The organism is Streptomyces sp. NPDC102259, from assembly GCF_044766465.1.
Classification (GTDB): Bacteria; Actinomycetota; Actinomycetes; order Streptomycetales; family Streptomycetaceae; genus Streptomyces.
Genome location: NZ_JBIWMA010000019.1, coordinates 153,766 through 172,557, shown reverse-complemented (window position 1 = coordinate 172,557; position 18,792 = coordinate 153,766). Strand labels below are relative to the sequence as shown.

The window sequence follows — 18,792 nt, the reverse complement described above, 5'->3', positions numbered from 1 at the left end:
GCTCCCTTCAGGTAGGGATTGCCGGGACGGACCTTGGTGTTTTTGGTGCGGCCGGCGGACTCGTGGTGACCGGGGCAGACCCCGGCCCAGGAGGCGAGGTGTCGGGCGGAGGCGAACCGGGCCATGTCTCCGCCGGTCTCGGCGATGATCACCTCGGCGACCGCGCGGTTGATCCCGGGGATGGTGTCGAGCAGGTCGAGCGCGGGGCGAAAGGGGGCCATCGCCTCCTCGATCCGTGTATCCAGCTGTCCGACCGAATCCGTGAGCTGGTCGTAGTGGTCCAGGTGCAGCCGGACCAGGAAAGCGTGATGGTCGCGGAAGCGGCCTGTCAGGGCTTCGGTGAGTTCGGGGATCTTGTTGCGGAGCTTGCGCCTGGCCAGCTCCGCAAGGGTCTGTGGCTCGCGTTCACCCGAGACGAGAGCCTCCAGCATGGCCCGGCCGGAGACGCCCATGATGTCGGAGGCGACCGCGGCGAGCTTGATCCCGGTGTCCTCCAGTAGCTTCTCCAGGCGCTGGACGATCTGGCCGCGCTCGCGGGTGAGCTGGGTGCGGGCGCGGGTCAGGTCCCGCAGTTCACGCACGGGCTGGTCGGGCACGAACGACGGCCTGACCAGGCCGTGGGCGCCGAGCTGGGCCAGCCAGGCCGCATCAGAGACGTCGGTCTTGCGGCCGGGCAGGTTCTTGACCTGCCTCGCATTGACCAGGATCACGTCCAAGTCCTCGGCCAGCAGGTAGTAAAACGGCTTCCAGTAGTCACTGGTGGCCTCGATCACCACCAGCGTGACCTCGGCTGCGAGCAGGTGGTCCCGCAGGGCAAGGACCGCGTTCGTCGTCGAACCCCACGTCGTGGTCTCGGTGGTGAACGACCCCCGCCGCTTCGTACTCGGCGTGTGAACGCACACCTTGGCGTCCTTCTTGCTGATGTCCGCACCAGCGCAGCGTTCGTGCAGCACGTCCACGGCTCTGCTCCCTCCCAGCCGACAACCGGTATGCCGTTCCGGGAGGGCCAGGGCAGAACAGGAATTCTGACGCACGTGCTCACAGCAACACTCCACGGTTCCCGTGGACGGCCCTCAGCGTCACGCTGACCTGCGAGCTCACCGGCATCACAGAGACATCGACTTCGGCCGGAACGAACCCCTCCAGCTTCCCGGACCGGCATCAGCCCATGTCAGGGCGGACAGAAGCACCTCAGCGCAGCCCACGGGATTTACCACGCCCCCGGCGCGCACCGAAGGTGCGCTGGATCGCTGACCTGGAACGACGCAGGTCGAGGGCCCGGGTTCGGGGTCGCCTCCGGGCCGCGCCGCATGTTCCAAAGGAAAATGCCGGAGCCATGGCTTCCGGACGCAGCTTTCCGTAGCCTCAGGAGTATCTGAACCACCGCGCGCCGCGCCGCACTTGATGCGTGTCAGTCGACAACGTGCCGAAGGGACAACGGTCATGGCCGTCGAGACCGAGGTTCTGAACGAACTGCGCCGACTGCGAGCCCGTGTACCGGACCTGTTGGGCGCGTTGGCGGCCGGTGCCGACGGTCTCGTCCTCGCCGAGGACATGCCGGACGTGCAGCCGGAAGGCCTGGCGGCCCTCACCGCCGCGGCGCTCGGCGTCGGGCGCCGCATGGTCGATCTCACGGCCCGCGGCGAGTTCCGCGAGCTGCTGGTGCGCGGGGCCGGGGGCTACCTCGCGACGTACGCGGCCGGGCCGTCCGCCGTCCTGACGCTGCTCGCCGACGACCGGACCAACGTCGGCCGTCTGCACCTGGAGGGGCGGCGCGGCGGCGCGCGCATCGCCGAGCTGCTGGCGGCGCGATCCATGGACGACGGGTCCGTCGTCCATGGCGGTGAGCCACCGGCTCCGCGGTTCCGCGGCCGGATCCTCGGTGCTCTGCCCATCCGTATCCCGCCGCAGTCCCGATACGAGCCCTGACGGGCTCCGGCGGACTCCGGCCGATCGTGAACGGGAGCGTCTACGAGCCGGTGGTCCGTCCGCGTCGTCCGCCGACCCCGTGCCGTCGGCCGCCGCCCCGTTCCGCCCCCGCACCGGTGCCCGACGCGGGGGCGCTGAATCCACCGGGGACGAGACGCGGTGGCCCCACGGTCGGCGTCGCCGGCGCGGAGGGGGCCGGACGGTCGTGCGCCTCCCGCCCTCCACCCGCACCGGATCCCGCGGCCCGGCCCGGCTCGTGACCCGTGTCCGGCGCCGGGTCCGCGACGCGGGGCGGGGGCGGCGCCGCGCGGTTCAGCACGCGGGCGTGGGGCAGCAACGGGGCGCAGGCGGCGCAGACTTCGCTGAGGGTCCACACCTGGCCGACCACCGGGTCGTGCCGCAGGACGAGGACGACCGAGCCCGCGCAGGCGACCCGGGTGCCCTCGTGCAGCGCGCACCGCTGGCGACGGCACCAGCAGGCGGCGTCGGGATGCACCGCCGCCGCTCTGGCGTGCGCGGCCGCGTGGGCCACCGCGAAGCGGCGCAGGGCCGCGAGGTCCCGGGAGCGCGGCGGCATCACGCACGGCGAGGAGCAGGTGACCGACGCGGTGCGGTCCCGGTGCCCGACCACACGGATCGTCCAGCAGCGGCCCGGACGGCGGGCCGAAGGGGCGTCAAGGTACATAAGAGCCAAAGCACATGTCCTTCGTGGGGGAGGGCGATGAGCGGGTGAGCGGTCCGGGACGGGTCCCGCACGGCCCGGCGGAAGTGACCTCGCTCACAGCATGCCCGTGGCCCCCGCAGACCATTCGCGCCGTGCCCTCTCCGGCCGACGCACCGCCTGTCGGTCCGTACCCCTAAGCTCCCTCCATGAGCACAGCGGAACCCCACAGACGCGTCGTCGACGGCCGTTTCGAGCTGGTCGGGCGACTCGGCGGCGGAGGCATGGGCCTGGTGTGGCGGGCCCACGACCTGGCGCTGCGTCGGGACGTGGCCGTGAAGGAGGTGCGGCCCCCGGACCCGGATCTCGCCGAGTACGACCCCGAGGGCGCCCGGACGCTGCGCGAGCGCGTGCTGCGGGAGGCCCGCGCGCTGGCCCGCGTGCACCACCCCAACGTCGTCACGATCCACCACATCGTCGACGGTGGCGAGAACACGTATCCGTGGATCGTGATGGAGCTGGTCGAGGGCGGCTCCCTCCAGGACCGGCTCGACCGGGGCGTGATGACACCGGCCGAGGCCGCCCGCCTGGGCCGCGAGGTGCTGTCCGCGCTGCGCGCCGCGCACGCCGTCGGCATCGAGCACCGCGACGTGAAACCCGCCAACGTCCTGCTCCGCCCCGACGGGCGGCCCGTGCTCACCGACTTCGGCATCGCCGCCGTCCGGGAGTCCGCCGCCCTCACGGCCACCGGGGCCGTCATCGGCTCGCCCGACTTCATGGCGCCGGAACGGGTCAGCGGCAAGGAGGGCGGCCCCGCCGCCGACCTCTGGTCGCTGGGGATGCTGCTGTACGTCGCGGTGGAGGGCCACCATCCGCTGCGCAGGGCGAGCACGCTCGCCACGCTGGCCGCCGTGCTCGGCGAGGACGTGCCCGCGCCGCGCCGGGCCGGACCGCTGACGGGTGTCCTCACGGCGCTGCTCGTCCGGGACCCGCAGGCCCGTCCCGACGCGGCGGAGGTCGACCGGATGCTCGCGGCCGTGACCGGGGACGCACCCGATCCGTCGCCCTCGGCGTCGGTCCTGCACGCCCCGCAGACCTCCTACCCCCTCGCCCCGCCCGCGGCCGCCGACGTCACCCCCGCCCCGCCGCACACCACCGCCCCGGCCCGAGGGCGCCGCGCCCGGAGCCGGGCCGTCTCCGGGGCCGTCCTCGGCACGGCCCTGACGGGCGTTCTGGTGTGGACGCTGCTCCCGAACACGGACGACGGCGACACCGGAGGCGCGGCGACACCGACTCCGTCCGTGTCGCGGAGCGCCCGGCAGACGTCCTCCGGCGGCTCGTCCGGCGGGGTCGCCGCCGCGGAGAAGGTCGACCTGCTGAGCCAGGAGGGCCTCAAGACGACCGTGGCGAAGCTGACCACCGCCATGGGCGGGGCGAAGGTCACCAGCCTGGTGGTGTACGGGGAGTACGCCATCGCCGACGCCTCCGTCGTCGGCCACCCGAAGCTCTACGACCGGTACATGTACCGGGGCGGCGACGTGGCGGTGAAGGACGGGCCGGGCGGCACCGTCATGACCGGCGCGATCCCCGTCGACCTCGACGTCTACGACTGGGACGCCGTGCCCGCGCTGCTCGCCAGGGCCACCGAGCTCCTGGGCGTCGCCGAGCCGACGAGCCGCTACCTGATCGTCAACCCGGGCTCCACCATCTTCGACAGCGAGCCGACCATCAGCGTCTATCTCTCCGACGACTACGGCAGCGCCTACCTCCGGGCCGATGTGCGGGCCAGGGTGATCGAGACCCACCCGCGCGACGACGGCTGACCCCCGGCCCCCTATTCGCGGGTGAAGGTGCCGAGGCCGGTCTCGTCGAACGCCTCCACGGTGACCCGGGTGGCCTTGCCGTCCCGGTCGCCGTGGAAGGTGACGCCGGACAGTCCGACGGCGTTCTCGCCGACGGTCCGGAAGCTGAACGTGTCGCCGTCGTAGTGGGTCAGCCGGAACGTCGTCGGCATGGGGCCCAGCCGCATGGTCAGTTCGCCGCCGGACGTGGAGACGGTCAGCGGACCGTAGAAGTTGTTGGCGTACGTCCCGGTGTACGCGGCGTCGGGGCGGGCGGCGGCCGCGTCCGCGGGCGGCGCGGTGTAGTCGGTGGGCGAGATGGCCGCCTGGTCCTGCTGTGCGTAGATCTTCCCGATCAGGTTGAGCCAGTCGGCCGTGGCCTTCCCGTGTTCGGCGGTGTCGAAGAAGCTCTCCGCGATGGCGTCGGGGAGTCCGAGCGGCTTGCCGTTGGTGAGGACCACGATGCCCAGTTGCTCCGCGGGAAGCATGGTGACGTTGGTGTTCGCGCCGAGGGCGAAGGCGCCCGAGTGGCTCAGACGCAGGCGGCCCAGGTCGTCGTAACTCACGTTCCAGCCGAGGCCGTAGAAGCCCGTGCGGCCGGCCGGCGTCTGCGGAGGATTGGAGACGATCGCGGGGACGTGGGTGCGCTCGAGCTGCTGGGCCGGGATGATCTGCTCGCCGTCGAGCTTGCCGTTCGCCAGTTGGAGGCGCAGCCAGCGGGACATGTCGCGGGCGGTGGAGCTGGCGCCGCCCGCCGGGGCCTGGGCGTCGGCGTCGCGCACGTACTGGGCCCGCCAGGTGCCGTCGGGGGCCTTCACATGCAGGTCGGCCCGGTTCCGCGCGGCCTGGTAGTCGGCGAAGAGGGAGCTGGTGGAGTCCATGCCGGCGGGCTTGTAGAGAGTGTCCTCGGAGAGCTTCTCCCAGGTGGTGCCCTCGGCGTCCGCGACTGCCTGACCGGCCGCCGTGGGGCCGTAGTTGGTGTAGGCGTAGGAGGCGCGGAACGGGGCCAGTGGCTCGTACCGGAGGTGATTGAGGATGTACGTGCGGTCGTAGCCGAGGTCCTCCAGCAGATCGCCCGCGTGGTCGGGCAGGCCGCTGCGGTGCGCGAACAGGTCGGCCACCGTGACGTTCCGCGTCACCCACGGGTCCTTGAGGGCGAAGCCGGGCAGATGGGCGGCCACGGGATCGTCCCAGCCGATCTTCTCGTCGCCCTCGCCCACCGCTCCGGCGACGACGGTCGACGCCAGCGGCTTGGACAGCGACGCCAGCTCGAACACCGTGTCGGGGTCGATCGGGGCGGACCGGCCCTCGTGCCGGACGCCGAAACCCTTCAGGTAGACGACCCGGTCCTTGTACACGACGGCGACGGCGACCCCGGGCACGCCCGTCCGCTCCATCCCGTCCCGCACGATCCCGTCGAGCTTCCCGACGGCCGCGTTCACCTCCGCCGCCGTCAGCTGCGTGGGCGGCGCGGGCGGGGGAGCGGCGGCGAGGACACCGGGGACGAGCAGGAGCGCGGCCACCGCGAGGGCCGCCCGGGCCTTCCCTCGGTGGCGTGTCGTCGTCTGGCGAACACCCATGCAGACCATTGAACGCCTCGCCGGGGACGGTGTCCTGCCGAGTCGTGCGCGTGTGACTCGGGGTCCCGCCGCGCGGGATGTCGCCGACCAGCCCCGGCACGGCCACGGCATCCCGCGCGAGAGGCGGCCGGGCCTGCTGACGCCCTGCGCACCGCCGCCCGCACGGCGTCGCGGTGCGCGCGTCAGTGCGGTGCGCGTCAGTGCGGGAAGGCGCGCGGCTGCCGCAGCAGGGGGAGTTCGTCGCGGAACTCCTCGATGCGGGAGCTGATCTGCCGCATCAGGACCGTGCCGTCCAGGCGGTCGAGGTAGAGGTTGCGCCGGGCCAGACCGGGCGCGTCGACGCAGAAGTACAGCGCCATGAGCGGATTGACGAACAGCTTGCTGTCCTTCGTCCGCTTGGTGAACCGGACGTCGCCGAAGGCGCCGCGTACGGCGGCGGCGACGGATCCGTTGACGATGCTCGGGTGGCTCGGGGTGCAGGCCTGGGCGTCGGCCACGGCGTCCAGGTAGAGGGCCCCCTCGGGGCTCCGGTGCGACAGGGAGAACGCGCCGAGGTAGGCGTCCTCGCGGTCCAGCGCGGCCAGGTTCTCCAGGACCAGGGAGTGGTTCACCCCGTGGTGGGCGTCCACGCCGAAGCCCAGACAGGCCACCAGCCTCTGGGGGACGTCGTCGAGGTCGCGCACGGCGGCCAGACTGGCCATGTCCTCCTCAGGCGTGCCCAGCCCGTGCTCGTCGCCGCGCATCAGGATGTCCGTCCCGCCGTCCACCAGGACGACGGCGTCCACCCCGCCCAGGTGGTCGAGGAGCGCCCGGTAGGCGGCCCGCAGGGGTTCCACTCCGGTGCGCGGGAAGGCGTACACCGTCGAGGGGAGGTCGTGCCGGTCGAGCCAGCGGGCCAGGGTGTGCTCGGGGAAGTAGTCGCCGCGGGCGGGGAGGTCGGGGCGGACGGCCGCGACGTCCGGCTGGATCCAGACCTCGGAGGGCAGCCCGTACAGGTCGGCGAAGGAGAGGTTGGCCAGATGGACCTCCTTGCCCGCCGCACGCAGGGCGAACGCCAGCGGCAGGCCCGCGTACACGTCGAAACCGCCGCCCGCACCGGCGACGAGCACCCGGCGCGCGTCGCGCAGCCGGGTGAAGAGGGGAGGCTCGTGGAGGGAGAACACCCCGGGACGCTAACAGGCGTCGATCACGCGGCCCAACGGAAATAACGCCAACGGAAAATAACGACAACAGAGCTGAGCCGTAGGCGAGATGGGGTCCGGTCGCCGAGCACCGTGGCCGGAGTGGCCCGACGGTGCTCGGCGACCGAATCCCACGCCGGGACTACGCGCCGCTCTCCCGCAGCATGTCCTCACGCTCGACGATCTTCACGCGCTCGCGGCCCTGCGGCTCGCCCAGCGCCTTCTCCGCGGCGTCCAGCTTGTACCAGCCCTCCCAGGTGGTGAAGCGGACGTCGCGCTCGGCGAGGAACGCCTCCACTGCCGTCGGCTCGGGCGAGGCGGGCGCGTGCAGACGGCCGGCGGCGTGGTCGGCCAGCAGGTTCGACACCGTCTCGTTGGCGTCGCCCTTGGTGTGGCCGATGAGGCCGACCGGGCCGCGGCGGATCCAGCCGGTGACGTAGGTCGACTGGAGGTGGTCGCCGGACTCCTCTATGACGCGGCCGCCCTCGTCCGGGACCGTGCCCGAGTCGAGGTCCCAGGGCAGCTTCGGGAGCTTGTCGGAGAGGTAGCCGACGGCGCGGTAGATCGCCGTGACGTCCCAGTCCTTGAACTCGCCGGTGCCCTTGACGTTGCCGGTGCCGTCGAGGGCGGTGCGCTCGGTGCGCAGACCGACGACCTTGCCGTCGTCGCCGAGGATCTCGGTCGGCGACTCGAAGAAGTGCAGGAACAGCTTGTGCGGGCGGTTCCCGACGTCGCGGATCGCCCAGTTCTCCAGCGTCTTGGCGACCATGTCGGCCTGCTTGTTGCCGCGCCGCGTCGCGATCGAGCCGTCGTCGTAGTCGATGTCCTCGGGGTCGACGATGACCTCGATGTTGGGGGAGTGGTCGAGCTCGCGCAGCTCCATCGGGGAGAACTTCGCCTGCGCCGGGCCGCGGCGGCCGAAGACGTGGACCTCCAGCGCCTTGTTGGCCTTCAGGCCCTCGTGGACGTTGGCCGGGATCTCCGTCGGCAGCAGCTCGTCCGCCGTCTTGGCCAGGATGCGGGCCACGTCGAGGGCGACGTTGCCGACTCCCAGGACCGCGACCTTCTCGGCCTCGAGCGGCCAGGTGCGCGGGACGTCCGGGTGACCGTCGTACCAGGAGACGAAGTCCGCGGCGCCGTAGGAGCCGTCGAGCTCGATGCCGGGGATCGACAGCTCGCGGTCGGCCGTCGCGCCGGTCGAGAAGATCACCGCGTCGTAGAAGGCGCGCAGGTCGTCCAGGCTGATGTCGGTGGGGTAGTCGACGTTGCCGAAGAGGCGGACCTGCGGCTTGTCGAGGACCTGGTGCAGGGCGTTGACGATGCCCTTGATGCGGGGGTGGTCCGGGGCGACGCCGTAACGGATCAGGCCGAACGGGGCCGGCATGCGCTCGAAGAGGTCGATGGAGACACCCGGGTCGGCGGCCACATCGGACTTGAGCAGCGCGTCGGCGGCGTAGATCCCGGCGGGGCCGGCTCCGACAATGGCTACCCGCAGGGGGCGGGGCATGATCAGGTTCCCTTCGAGTGGCGACAGATCGACTCGGGGGAAGCCTAAACTAAGGCAAACCTTACCCGGTACGCGGGTCCGGTCTATGGACTCATAAGCATCATTTATGAGTGGAACGGCGGCCGACTCACCTCACGGCAGCGGCTGTTCGGCCCAGATGACCTTGCCCTTGGCGGTGTAGCGGGTGCCCCAGCGTTCGGTCAGCTGCGCCACGAGGAACAGGCCGCGCCCGCCCTCGTCGGTCATGGCCGCGTACCGCAGGTGCGGCGAGGTGCTGCTGCTGTCGGCGACCTCGCAGATCAGGGTGCGGTCGCGCAGCAGACGGACGCGCACCGGGGCGCTGCCGTAGCGGATCGCGTTGGTGACCAGTTCGCTCAGGATCAGTTCCGTCGTGAAGGACAGGTCCTCCAGGTCCCAGCGCGCCAGCTGCCGCACCACGGCCGCCCGCACCTCGCCGACCGCCGCGGGGTCCACCGGCACGTCCCACTCGGCGACCCGGTCGGCGCCCAGCGCCCGGGTCCGCGCGACGATCAGCGCGATGTCGTCGCCCGGGCGGGGCGGCAGAAGGGCGTCCAGGACCGCCTGGCAGGTCCCCTCCGGCGGCCCGTCGGAGCCCTGCGCCAGGGCGGTGCGCAGCAGCTCCAGACCGGTGTCGATGTCCCGTTCCCGGTCCTCCACCAGCCCGTCGGTGTACAGCACCAGCGAGCTGCCCTCGGCCAGCTCCAGCTCGACCGTCTCGAACGGCAGCCCGCCCAGACCGAGCGGGAGCCCGGCGGGCACCTCGAGGTACTCGACCCGGCCGTCGGGGTGCACCAGCGCGGGCGGCGGATGCCCGGCACGGGCGATCGTGCAGCGCCGCGAGACCGGGTCGTAGATGGCGTACAGACAGGTCGCCCCGGAAACGGCCGCGTCGGTGCCGTCGTCCGCCTCGTCCTGGTCGATGCGGGCCACCAGCTCGTCCAGCAGAGCGAGGAGCTCCTCCGGGGCCAGGTCCAGGGCGGAGAAGTTGTGCACCGCGGTGCGCAGCCGGCCCATGGTGGCCGCCGCGTGCAGGCCGTGGCCGACCACGTCGCCCACGACGAGGGCGACCCGGGCCCCGGACAGGGGCAGCACGTCGAACCAGTCGCCGCCCACACCCGCCTGCGCCGGCAGATAGCGGTAGGCGATGTCCAGGGCGTTCTGTTCGGGCAGGGTCCGCGGCAGCAGGCTGCGCTGGAGGGTGACCGCCATGCCGTGCTCGCGGGTGAACCGGCGCGCGTTGTCGATGGAGATCGCGGCCCGCGCCACCAGCTCCTCCGCGAGCACCACCTCGTCCGGGTCGAACGGGTCGGGCCGCTCCGAACGCCAGAAACTGACCACGCCCAGGATCAGGGACCCGGCCCGCACGGGCACGGTGATCAGCGAGTGGATGCCGAACTCCACGACCTGCTCGGTCCGTTCGAGGTCCTGGGCGCGCCAGCCCGTCGCCTGGGCGAGATGCGCCTCCAGCACCGCCCGCGCCTCGCCGAGACTGCGGCCCTGCGGGGCGGAGTCCACGAACCGGATCCGCTCGCCCACCGCGTACAGCGGCGCGCCCTTGCGGATCGCGCTCACCGCCGTGCGCCGCAGCGTGCCCCGTGCCCCCGGCTCCTCGCCCTCCAGGACGGCGTCGAACAGGTCCACGCTCGCGAAGTCCGCGAACCTCGGCACGGCCAGTTCCGTGAGCTCCTCGGCGGTGCGGGTGACGTCCAGGCTGGTCCCGATGGCCACGCCGGCCGCGTACAGCATGTCGAGACGCTCACGGGTCGCCTCCGCCCGGCCCGACAGGGCGCGCAGCTCGGTCGAGTCGCGCAGGGTGGCGACGCTGCCCGCCGGTCCGCCCGCCAGGTCCGTGGGCCGCTGGTTGATCGCCAGCAGCCGCTCCCCGACCAGGTGCACCTCGTCGGTGACCATCCGCCCGGAGGCCAGCAGTTCGGCGGTGTCCCGGTCGAGCCCCAGCTCGAGGACCTGGCGCCGTTCGGCGTCCGGGGGCAGGTCGAGCAGGCGCTGCGCCTCGTCGTTGGCGAGCAGCAGGTCGCCCTCGCCGCCGACGATGATCACCCCTTCCCGTACGGAGTGCAGGACCGCGTCGTGGTGCTCGTACATCCGGGTCATCTCGCGCGGGCCCAGGCCGTGGGTCTGGCGCAGCAGACGCCGGCTGACCAGCGCCGTGCTCGCCGTGGCCAGGAGGAGGGCCACCGCGGCGCTGCCGAGGACGAGCGGCAGCTGCCGGTCGGCGTTGCCGCCGACGTGCGCGGTGGTGATCCCGGACGACACGAGCCCGACCACGGTCCCGTCGGCCGTCTTCACCGGCACCACCGCCTGGACGAGCCGGCCGATGGTCCCGTCGACCTCCTCGACCACGATCCCGCCGTCCAGCGCCGGCTGGATGTTCCCGACGAACTTCTTGCCGATGCGGTCCGGTTTGGGATGCGTGTAGCGGATGCCGTCGGTGTTCATGACGACGAGGAAGTCCATGTCGGACGCCTTGCGGGCGGCCTCGGCCTTGGGCTGGAGCACGGCTGTCGGGTTGGGGGCGTTCAGCGCCTCGACGATGCCCGGCGAGTTGGCGAAGGTCTGCGCGACCGCGACGGAGCGGTTGCGGGCCTCCTGGGTGGTGTCGTGACGCACCTGGAGCAACAGCGCCACCACGGCGGCCACGACCACCAGCAGCACGATGACCACTTGGAGGACGAACACCTGTGCGGCGAGACTACGCCCGCCCATTGCGGACTCAGGCGTACGCCGGACCCGTGGGCCCCGGGGACGACGGGCCGGCCGGGCATCCGAGCGCCCCAGGAGTCGGACCATGTGCCATGTCTACACTGCCGGGCCGCGCGAGGCGAGAGGCGTCACGCACGGTCACGGGCCGTGTCCCGCACGCTTGCCGTGGGTGACTTCCGCCGCCCGCCGGGTGGCCAGCAGCAGCGCGATGTCGTCCGCCCGGTCCGCGGCCTGCCGGGCCGTCGCGGTGAGCCGGTCGGCGACGTCCGCGAGGGTACGGCCGGGAGGATGGCCGGCCGCGGGCCCACCGGCGTCGGTATCGGCCGCCGGACGCCCGTCCCCGGCCCCCGCCAGGGCCAGGCGCAGCGTCGTGATGCCTTCGTCGATGTCATGGCCGGGCCGCTCGACCAGCCCGTCCGTGTAGAGGGCGAGGATCGCCCCCGGCTCCAGGCGCAGCTCCGTCACCGGATAGTGGGCGCCCGGGTCCACCCCGAGCACCACGCCGCCGGCCAGTTCCACGACCTCGGTTCGGCCGTCGGGGTGGCGCAGCAGCGGCGGCAGGTGCCCGGCGCGGACCGCCCGGGCCAGACCGGTGGCCGGGTCGAGCCGGACGTAGCAGCAACTGGCGAACTGGCCGGGGTCCAGATCGATGAGGAGGTGGTTCGTGCCGCCCATGACCTCCTCGGGCGGCCGGTCGCCCAGCGCGAACGCCCGCACCGCGCTGCGCAGCTGACCCATGGTGGCCGCCGCCTGCACGCCGTGCCCCTGCACGTCCCCGATGACCAGGGCCAGTCCGTCCCCGGCCTCCACGACGTCGTACCAGTCGCCGCCCACGTCCATGCCCTCGGTGCCCGGCAGATAGCGTCCCGCGGTCTCCACGCGCGCGTGCTGCGACAGCCGGCGGGGGAGGAGCGCCTGCTGGAGCCCTCGGGCGAGGGCCGCCTCGGTGTCGTAGCGCTGGGCCTTCTCCATCGCGTGGGCGATCAGCCCGGCGAGCGCGGTCAGCACCGTGCGCTCCTCGGAGCCGAAGCTGCGTGGACGGTCGAAGCCGAGGATGCACGAGCCGACCGGGCGCCCCGAGGCGATCAGCGGGAGGAAGGCGCGGGCGCCCTCCGACGCGTCGAGCTCGATGCCCGGATAGGCGTCCGCCAGCTGCTCCATCGAGTCGAAGAAGAGCGGCCGGCCCGTGGTGAGGGTCTCCACGCCGGGCAGCCGGGTGTTCAGCCCCACCCCTTCGAAGGGGGCCAGGAAGCCGTCGGGGAAACCGGACTCCCACGCCAGGTACAGGTGCCGCTCCTGGAGCAGGTAGATGGCGAGCCGACGGCCGCCGAACGCGGGCAGCAGCTCCTGCATCACCACCGCCGACACCTGGCGGGCGGTCACCGCCTCCGTCAGCGCAATGGCCAGGACGATGGGCCGGTAGAACGGTGTGGTCGGGGTGGTGGTGTCGGGGGCGGGGGCGTCCGTCTCCGAGGGCTCGCGGGCCGTGTCGTCGGGCACGCGGTGCGCGGGGACCGCCTTGCAGGTGACGAGATCCGCGCCCGGGTAGAGGGACATGCGCAGCCAGTCGCCCTCGTACGGCCGGGGGATGGAGGAGGGGTCGGTGGTGACCGGCAGCCGCACATGGAAGTGCGCGGGCTCCGGCGACAGCAGGGCGCCGCGCAGATGCTCCTCGACCGTGGGCTGGTTCAGCCACGGCACGGCCTCCCACAGCGACCGGCCGACCAGCCGGTCCCGCGGCACGCCCAGAAGGTGCCCGGCCCGCGCGTTGGCGTAGACGACGAGCCCCAGCCGGTCGAGACAGAACACCCCCTCGGGGAGGAGGTCGGCGGCTCCGTCGGCGAGGGCGCCCGGGCCCGGATCGAGGAGCACGCCGGCGATGGGGCGGGGCATGTCGGCGGACTCGGCGGAGGCGTCGCCCGGCCGGGCCGCCACGCCCGTCGCGTCCCACAGCTCGAGGAGCCGCAGGCCGCCCTCGGTGGTGCGCACCTGGAGCGGCAGCGGCGGCGGACGGCCCCGGGCCGTCCGGTGCAGCAGACCCGGCAGCCGGTGGGCGTCCGTCGGGTCGACGGCCCGGGCCAGGGCGTCCAGCGTGCCCGGGAACTCGTCCGGCGGCAGACCGAGCAGGGTGCGGGCCTGTTCGTCGAGCGTGACGACGTCGGTCGCCGGATCCCAGGAGAACCGTCCGACGCGCCCGGGGGCCGGTCCGGCGGCCGGCGGCCGTACGCACAGCGGCTCTTTGTCCCAGGTGACGTCCACGCCGTCCGCCCCGAGCCGCAGCAGGGCCACGGCCAGGGCGTCCGCCACCGTCGTCAGCCGCTCACGCTCCGCCTGCACCTCCGCCGCGTCGGCCGTCGCCGGGCGAAGGACGGACAGCACTCCGAAGGACCGCCCGTCCGCCACGACGGGCACGTACAGCGAACCGAACTGGAAGGGCAGGCCCGCCGCGAGCTGTGCGTAGTGGCGCATCATCTCGGTGGCGTTGGCCAGTACCACCGGCACGCCCGTGCGGTACACGTCGGCCACCGGGAACGGCCGGTCCATGTGCACCCGCCACCAGGGGCGGAACAGCGGACCGGGCAGCCCCGCGAGGACCGCGAGGCGCAGCAGCCGGGACGTGGCCGAGCACAGGTAGACGCCGCCGGTGTGGCCGCCCGTCGCCCGCAGTGCGTCCGCCACGGCTCCGGTCAGCAGCGCGGGCGGTGGCCCGGACGTCTTCCGCTCGTTTCCGGCGCTCCCAGTCATTCGGCCCTACCTCGTCCGTGCGCCGCCGCTTGGGTGACACAGCAAGAATGCGCCACACCTGGCCGGATGTGCATCCGCGCGACCTCGGGGAGAACGGCCCCGGGCGGGGTAACCGGCACGCCATGAGCGAGATTCTGGTGGGCGCCTGCTCCTGGACGGACCGGGCGCTGGTCGCCGGCGGCTGGTATCCGGCCGGGCGGCGCGACGCGGAGGGACGGTTACGCCACTATGCCGAACGCTTCCCGGTCGTCGAGGTCGACGCGACCTATTACGCGCTGCCCGGTGAGCGCAACGCCCGGCTGTGGGCGGAGCGCACCCCCGACGGCTTCGTCTTCGACGTGAAGGCCTTCTCCCTGCTGACCGGCCATCCCACCCGGCCGGCCGTGCTGCCGCCGGGTCTGCCCGCCGACGTCCGTGGCCCGAAGGCCCTGGACGAGGTGTGGCGGAGGTTCACGGACGGGATCCTGCCGTTGCGGGACGCGGGACGGCTGGGCGCCGTCCTCTTCCAGTTCCCGCCGTGGTTCCGCCCCGGCGCCCGGGCCCACGCGTTCCTCGACCAGTGCGCCGAGCGCACCGCCGGGTGGCCGGTCAGCGTCGAGTTCCGGCACCCGGACTGGTGGCGGGGCGAGCGGGAGCACACGACGGCCGACCTGCTGCGGTCGTACGGCTTCGCCGCGGTCGCCGTCGACATGGACCAGTCCCTGCCGTCCGCCGTGCCACCCGTCACGCCCGTCACCTGCGCGCGGCTGGCGGTCGTCCGCCTGCACGGCCGCAGCCCGGCCTGGGGCACCGGCAGCAAGGAGGACCGCTTCCGGCACGAGTACACCGACGCCGAGCTCCGCGAGTGGGTGCCGAGGGTTCACGCGCTGGCCCGGCGGGCCGAGCGGGTGCACGTGCTCTTCAACACCTGCTGCGGCGACTCCGCCGTACGCGCCGCCGAACGCATGACCACCCTGCTCGCCCCCTGACCGGCCCGGCCCCGACCCACCCGGCCCCGACCGACCCGGCCCCGACCGACCCCGCCGACCTCCCCGCCGACAAACGGCTCACGGGCCTCACGGGAGCCCGAGCCCCACGGCGGGCGGCGCCCGGCTCGGGGTGTGGCCCGGTCGGGGCCGGGCCGGTGGCCGGCCTCGGCGAGCTGTCCGCCGACGAGCGGGCATCGAGGCGCGCGAGCACGCCGGCCGCGCCCGCCTCGGGGTGTGGCCCCGGCCGGGTCCGTCAGCCGGTGGTGGTGTGCAGGGTGCTCTTGGCCAGCTCGTAGGCCGGGAGCATCGCCTCGTGCTCCGCGGTGTCCATGCCGCCCAGATGCAGGACGACGGGACCCTCGGACGTGGTGACGGCGAACGCGTGCTCCTGCTTCGTCTCCTCGAGGAGCTCGCTCGTGGTCACGTACGCGACCTCGGTGCCGGTGATGTCGCCCGCCTTCACCGTGCTGTACCGCGCCCCGCTCGCCCCCTGCTCGGCGGCCACGAAATCCTCGAGCACGGCACGCGCGTCGGTGTCGCCCGGATCGCCGGTCCACACCCGCAGGAACCCGATCTTCCCCGCGGGCTTGGCGTCGACCTCGCAGGCCATGGTGACCGGGCCCTGGCGCAGGAAGGCGTCGGCGAGGTCGGCCAGGTCCCCGGTGGCGGCGGACGCCTCCTCGGCGTCGACGCCCTTGGCCTTCCAGAACTCGGCGATGTCGAAGGTGACGGGAAGCTCGCAGGCGGACCCGGAGGCCCCGACGGACCCTCCGCGCTTCGCGACCTTCGCGGTCGTCGTCGCCGATGCCCCGGACGCCCCGGTCGCGCCGTCCGTGTCGGCCTTCTCAGCCGCGCATCCCGTCATCAGCCCCGTCACCAGGGCAGCCAGCGTCAGTCCCTGCCCCACGTTCCCCACGGTCCCCGCCCCAAAGCGCACTGCTGTGTCTCCTCTCGGCGCCGGCGCGATACCGGCGGAGCACTGTAACCGAGGGGTGCGCGGCCCCCGCCACCGAGATTCGCCGACCAGGCGGCCGCGGCCGGGGAATGTCCCGGTCCCGCCCCGTGTTGTACCCCCTGACTGGCATGCACCGATCAGAGAGTGCGCGTCGGTATTGAGGAGGTCCCCATGGCCCGCAGCACGGCGCGCCCCGTCATCACCCTCAGGTCCACCGCCGGTACCGGTGTCACCTACGTGACGCGCAAGAACCGTCGCAACGACGCCGACCGGCTGGTCCTGCGCAAGTACGACCCCGTCGCCGGACGGCACGTCTCCTTCCGAGAGGCACGCTGAGGTCGGCGCCGGCCCGACAGGGCTGAGCGGCGCCGACCCGAGACGGCGGAGCGGCCGGGGTCCCGGACAAGGACCCCGGCCGCTCTCGCGCGCCCGTCGCGCGGACGAGTGACGTGCCGTCATATTCACGCGCGGCTGGGAACCCATAGCGGCATGAGCAAGACCGCGCTGATCGTCATCGACATGATCAACACCTACGACCACCCGGACGCCGAGCTGCTCCTGCCGTCGGCCCGCAAGGTGGTCCCGGTGGCCGCCGGTCTCCTCGACCGGGCCCGCCGCGCCGACGAAACCGTCGTCTACGTCAACGACAACTTCGGCCAGTGGCGCTCCCACCACGGCGAACTCCTCGACAAGGCACTCTCCGGCCCGCACGCCGGGCTCGTCGAACCGCTGGTGCCCGAGGAGGACTCGCTCTTCGTCGTCAAGGCACGGCATTCGATCTTCTTCGAGACCCCGCTGTCCTATCTGCTCCACCAGGAGGGCATCGACCACCTCGTCCTGTGCGGACAGGTCACCGAGCAGTGCGTCCTGTACTCGGCCCTCGACGCCCACATCCGCCACCTCGACGTGACCGTCCCCCGGGACGCCGTCGCCCATATCCACGCCGATCTCGCGGACGCGGCGCTGGCGATGATGGAGCGCAACATGGGGGCGCGCGTGTGCGACGGCGGGGATCTGTGGACCTGAACGACCGCCCGCCGCGAGCCGTCTGACGGACGGTCGGTTCGGCGCCGTACCCGCGATCTCCGGGTTCGGGCCCGGCCGGGGAGCGAACGGGGCCGTTCCGCAGGGGCACGGGCACGGGCGCACCCTTCCTCCGCTTCCCCGCTTCCCCGCTTCCGCGCTTTCGCGCTTCCTCCGCTCACTCCACGTCCTCCGTTCACCAAGGGGCACACCGCACATGGCCGAGTTGACCCGTCGCAGGCTCCTGGGCTCGACCGCGGGCGCGCTGGGCGCCGCCGCGGCCCTCTCCCTCCTCCCGCCGAGCGTGCAGAAGGCCGTCGCGGCCGGACCGTCCCGCCGCGGCTCGCTCGCCGACGTCGAACACGTCGTCCTGCTGATGCAGGAGAACCGGTCCTTCGACCACTACTTCGGCACCCTGTCCGGCGTGCGCGGCTTCGCCGACCCCGACGCGCTCACCCTCGACACCGGGCGCTCCGTCTTCTACCAGCCCGACGCCGAGAACCCCGCGGGCCACCTGCTGCCCTTCCACCTCGACACGCGTACCTCCAGCGCCCAGGCCATCCCGTCCACGAGCCACGCCTGGTCGGTGCAGCACGAGGTGTGGAACGGCGGCCGGATGGACCGCTGGCTGTCGGCCCACCGCACGGCCGACGGCGCCAACGCCCCCTACGTCATGGGCTACTACACCCGTGAGGACATCCCGTTCCAGTTCGCCCTCGCCGAGACCTTCACCGTCTGCGACCACTACTTCTGCTCGGTCCTCGGCCCGACCTGGCCGAACCGCCTGATGTGGATGACCGGCACCATCGACCCCGACGGCGCGCAGGGCGGGCCCGTCGTCCGCAACTCCGCCCCGACGCCGTTCAGCTGGACGACCTACGCCGAACGGCTCCAGGCGGCCGGGGTCGACTGGAGGGTGTACCAGCAGGAGGACGACTACGGCTGCAACATGCTGGAGCAGTTCGACACGTTCCGGAACGCGCGACCGGGCTCCGAGCTGTACGAGCGGGGCGTCCGGCCGCAGCCGGAGGGCACCTTCGAGGACGACGCCCGGGCCGACCGGCTGCCGACCGTGTCCTGGCTGGTGCCGCCGGGGCACCAGTCGGAGCACCCGGACTACCTGCCGGCGGCCGGCGCGGACTTCGTTGCGTCGAAGCTCGAGGCCATCGCGTCCCGCCCCGAGGTCTGGCGCAAGACCGCGTTCATCCTCAACTACGACGAGAACGACGGCCTGTTCGACCATGTTCCCCCGCCGACCCCGCCCGTGGACACGCCCGGCGAGTTCGTCGGCGGGCTGCCGATCGGCGGCGGCTTCCGGGTCCCCGCCATCGTCGTCTCGCCGTGGACCGTGGGCGGCTGGGTGGCCACGGAGCCCTTCGACCACACCTCGACCCTGCGGTTCCTGGAGAGACTCACGGGGGTCATGGAGCCCAACATCAGCGGATGGCGGCGCAGCGCCTTCGGCGATCTCACCTCCGCCTTCCGCTTCGCGTCCACCAGCGCGCTCGCGCCGGCGCTCCCCGACGACACGGCGGAGCAGCTGCTGAGGGCGAAGGAGGAGGTCGCCACCCTGCCCAGGCCCACGCTGCCGGGCGCCGAGCAGTCGTTCCCGGTCCAGGAGACGGGCCCCCGGCCGCAGCTCTGAGCCGACGAGCACGCC

14 protein-coding genes are annotated in these 18,792 nt (G+C 72.9%); 6 read left to right on the top strand and 8 right to left on the bottom strand.

Going from position 1 to position 18,792, the window contains the following annotated elements; genetic code table 11:
* On the bottom strand, positions 1 to 959 hold a 959-nt coding region (locus ACIRPU_RS33615), incomplete at its 3' end, for an IS110 family transposase (RefSeq protein WP_403874153.1).
* Positions 960 to 1,443: 484 nt separating this feature from the next.
* Here ACIRPU_RS33615 and ACIRPU_RS33610 point away from each other — a divergent pair.
* Positions 1,444 to 1,929, top strand: coding sequence for a roadblock/LC7 domain-containing protein (locus tag ACIRPU_RS33610; protein WP_403874151.1), 486 nt, complete (start codon positions 1,444 to 1,446; stop codon positions 1,927 to 1,929).
* A gap of 40 nt (positions 1,930 to 1,969) precedes the next feature.
* On the opposite strand, the gene ACIRPU_RS33605 is transcribed toward ACIRPU_RS33610, so the two are convergent.
* The gene (locus ACIRPU_RS33605) at positions 1,970 to 2,614 is read right to left on the bottom strand and encodes a hypothetical protein (protein ID WP_403874149.1); all 645 of its coding nucleotides are present in this window, start codon (positions 2,612 to 2,614) and stop codon (positions 1,970 to 1,972) included.
* Positions 2,615 to 2,799: 185 nt separating this feature from the next.
* Between ACIRPU_RS33605 and ACIRPU_RS33600 the strand changes: the two genes are divergently transcribed.
* Positions 2,800 to 4,413 (top strand): serine/threonine-protein kinase, encoded by a 1,614-nt coding sequence (locus tag ACIRPU_RS33600; RefSeq protein WP_403874147.1) that lies wholly within the window; start codon positions 2,800 to 2,802, stop codon positions 4,411 to 4,413.
* An 11-nt stretch (positions 4,414 to 4,424) separates the two neighbouring features.
* Here the strand turns inward: ACIRPU_RS33600 and ACIRPU_RS33595 are convergent, their stop codons facing one another.
* The 5 genes from ACIRPU_RS33595 to ACIRPU_RS33575 form a co-directional block, all read right to left on the bottom strand.
* Positions 4,425 to 6,020 carry a serine hydrolase gene (locus tag ACIRPU_RS33595; protein WP_403874145.1) on the bottom strand — a complete coding sequence of 532 codons (1,596 nt, stop codon included), beginning with the start codon at positions 6,018 to 6,020 and terminating at the stop codon, positions 4,425 to 4,427.
* Positions 6,021 to 6,208: 188 nt separating this feature from the next.
* The gene (locus ACIRPU_RS33590) at positions 6,209 to 7,174 is read right to left on the bottom strand and encodes a DUF1152 domain-containing protein (RefSeq protein WP_403874143.1); all 966 of its coding nucleotides are present in this window, start codon (positions 7,172 to 7,174) and stop codon (positions 6,209 to 6,211) included.
* Positions 7,175 to 7,334: 160 nt separating this feature from the next.
* A complete protein-coding gene (locus ACIRPU_RS33585) occupies positions 7,335 to 8,699 on the bottom strand; it encodes an FAD-dependent oxidoreductase (RefSeq protein WP_403874141.1) in 1,365 nt (454 codons plus the stop codon).
* 132 nt (positions 8,700 to 8,831) lie between these two features.
* A complete protein-coding gene (locus ACIRPU_RS33580; protein ID WP_403874139.1) occupies positions 8,832 to 11,528 on the bottom strand; it encodes a SpoIIE family protein phosphatase in 2,697 nt (898 codons plus the stop codon).
* A gap of 51 nt (positions 11,529 to 11,579) precedes the next feature.
* Positions 11,580 to 14,186, bottom strand: coding sequence for a SpoIIE family protein phosphatase (locus ACIRPU_RS33575; protein WP_403874137.1), 2,607 nt, complete (start codon positions 14,184 to 14,186; stop codon positions 11,580 to 11,582).
* Between the two features lie 122 nt (positions 14,187 to 14,308).
* Here ACIRPU_RS33575 and ACIRPU_RS33570 point away from each other — a divergent pair, with 122 nt between their 5' ends.
* A complete protein-coding gene (locus tag ACIRPU_RS33570; RefSeq protein WP_403874135.1) occupies positions 14,309 to 15,154 on the top strand; it encodes a DUF72 domain-containing protein in 846 nt (281 codons plus the stop codon).
* A gap of 253 nt (positions 15,155 to 15,407) precedes the next feature.
* Here ACIRPU_RS33570 and ACIRPU_RS33565 read toward each other — a convergent pair whose 3' ends face one another.
* The gene (locus ACIRPU_RS33565; protein ID WP_403874169.1) at positions 15,408 to 16,070 is read right to left on the bottom strand and encodes a lipoprotein; all 663 of its coding nucleotides are present in this window, start codon (positions 16,068 to 16,070) and stop codon (positions 15,408 to 15,410) included.
* Positions 16,071 to 16,280: 210 nt separating this feature from the next.
* Between ACIRPU_RS33565 and rpmG the strand changes: the two genes are divergently transcribed.
* The 3 genes from rpmG (at position 16,281) to ACIRPU_RS33550 (ending at position 18,777) form a co-directional block, all read left to right on the top strand.
* Positions 16,281 to 16,445, top strand: coding sequence for a 50S ribosomal protein L33 (rpmG, locus tag ACIRPU_RS33560; RefSeq protein WP_020129621.1), 165 nt, complete (start codon positions 16,281 to 16,283; stop codon positions 16,443 to 16,445).
* A gap of 153 nt (positions 16,446 to 16,598) precedes the next feature.
* On the top strand, positions 16,599 to 17,135 hold the full coding sequence (locus tag ACIRPU_RS33555) for an isochorismatase family cysteine hydrolase (RefSeq protein WP_403874133.1): 537 nt from the start codon (positions 16,599 to 16,601) through the stop codon (positions 17,133 to 17,135).
* Positions 17,136 to 17,349: 214 nt separating this feature from the next.
* A complete protein-coding gene (locus ACIRPU_RS33550) occupies positions 17,350 to 18,777 on the top strand; it encodes an alkaline phosphatase family protein (RefSeq protein WP_403874131.1) in 1,428 nt (475 codons plus the stop codon).
* The last annotated feature ends 15 nt before the right edge of the window (positions 18,778 to 18,792 follow it).

Excerpts from the sequence above, each read along its gene's own strand:
- ACIRPU_RS33610 (WP_403874151.1), top strand. The coding sequence starts at position 1,444 with ATGGCCGTCGAGACCGAGGTTCTGAACGAACTGCGCCGACTGCGAGCC.
- ACIRPU_RS33605 (WP_403874149.1), bottom strand. The coding sequence starts at position 2,614 with ATGTACCTTGACGCCCCTTCGGCCCGCCGTCCGGGCCGCTGCTGGACG.
- ACIRPU_RS33600 (WP_403874147.1), top strand. The coding sequence starts at position 2,800 with ATGAGCACAGCGGAACCCCACAGACGCGTCGTCGACGGCCGTTTCGAG.
- ACIRPU_RS33595 (WP_403874145.1), bottom strand. The coding sequence starts at position 6,020 with ATGGTCTGCATGGGTGTTCGCCAGACGACGACACGCCACCGAGGGAAG.
- ACIRPU_RS33585 (WP_403874141.1), bottom strand. The coding sequence starts at position 8,699 with ATGCCCCGCCCCCTGCGGGTAGCCATTGTCGGAGCCGGCCCCGCCGGG.
- ACIRPU_RS33580 (WP_403874139.1), bottom strand. The coding sequence starts at position 11,528 with ATGGTCCGACTCCTGGGGCGCTCGGATGCCCGGCCGGCCCGTCGTCCC.
- ACIRPU_RS33575 (WP_403874137.1), bottom strand. The coding sequence starts at position 14,186 with ATGACTGGGAGCGCCGGAAACGAGCGGAAGACGTCCGGGCCACCGCCC.
- ACIRPU_RS33570 (WP_403874135.1), top strand. The coding sequence starts at position 14,309 with ATGAGCGAGATTCTGGTGGGCGCCTGCTCCTGGACGGACCGGGCGCTG.
- rpmG (WP_020129621.1), top strand. The coding sequence starts at position 16,281 with ATGGCCCGCAGCACGGCGCGCCCCGTCATCACCCTCAGGTCCACCGCC.
- ACIRPU_RS33555 (WP_403874133.1), top strand. The coding sequence starts at position 16,599 with ATGAGCAAGACCGCGCTGATCGTCATCGACATGATCAACACCTACGAC.
- ACIRPU_RS33550 (WP_403874131.1), top strand. The coding sequence starts at position 17,350 with ATGGCCGAGTTGACCCGTCGCAGGCTCCTGGGCTCGACCGCGGGCGCG.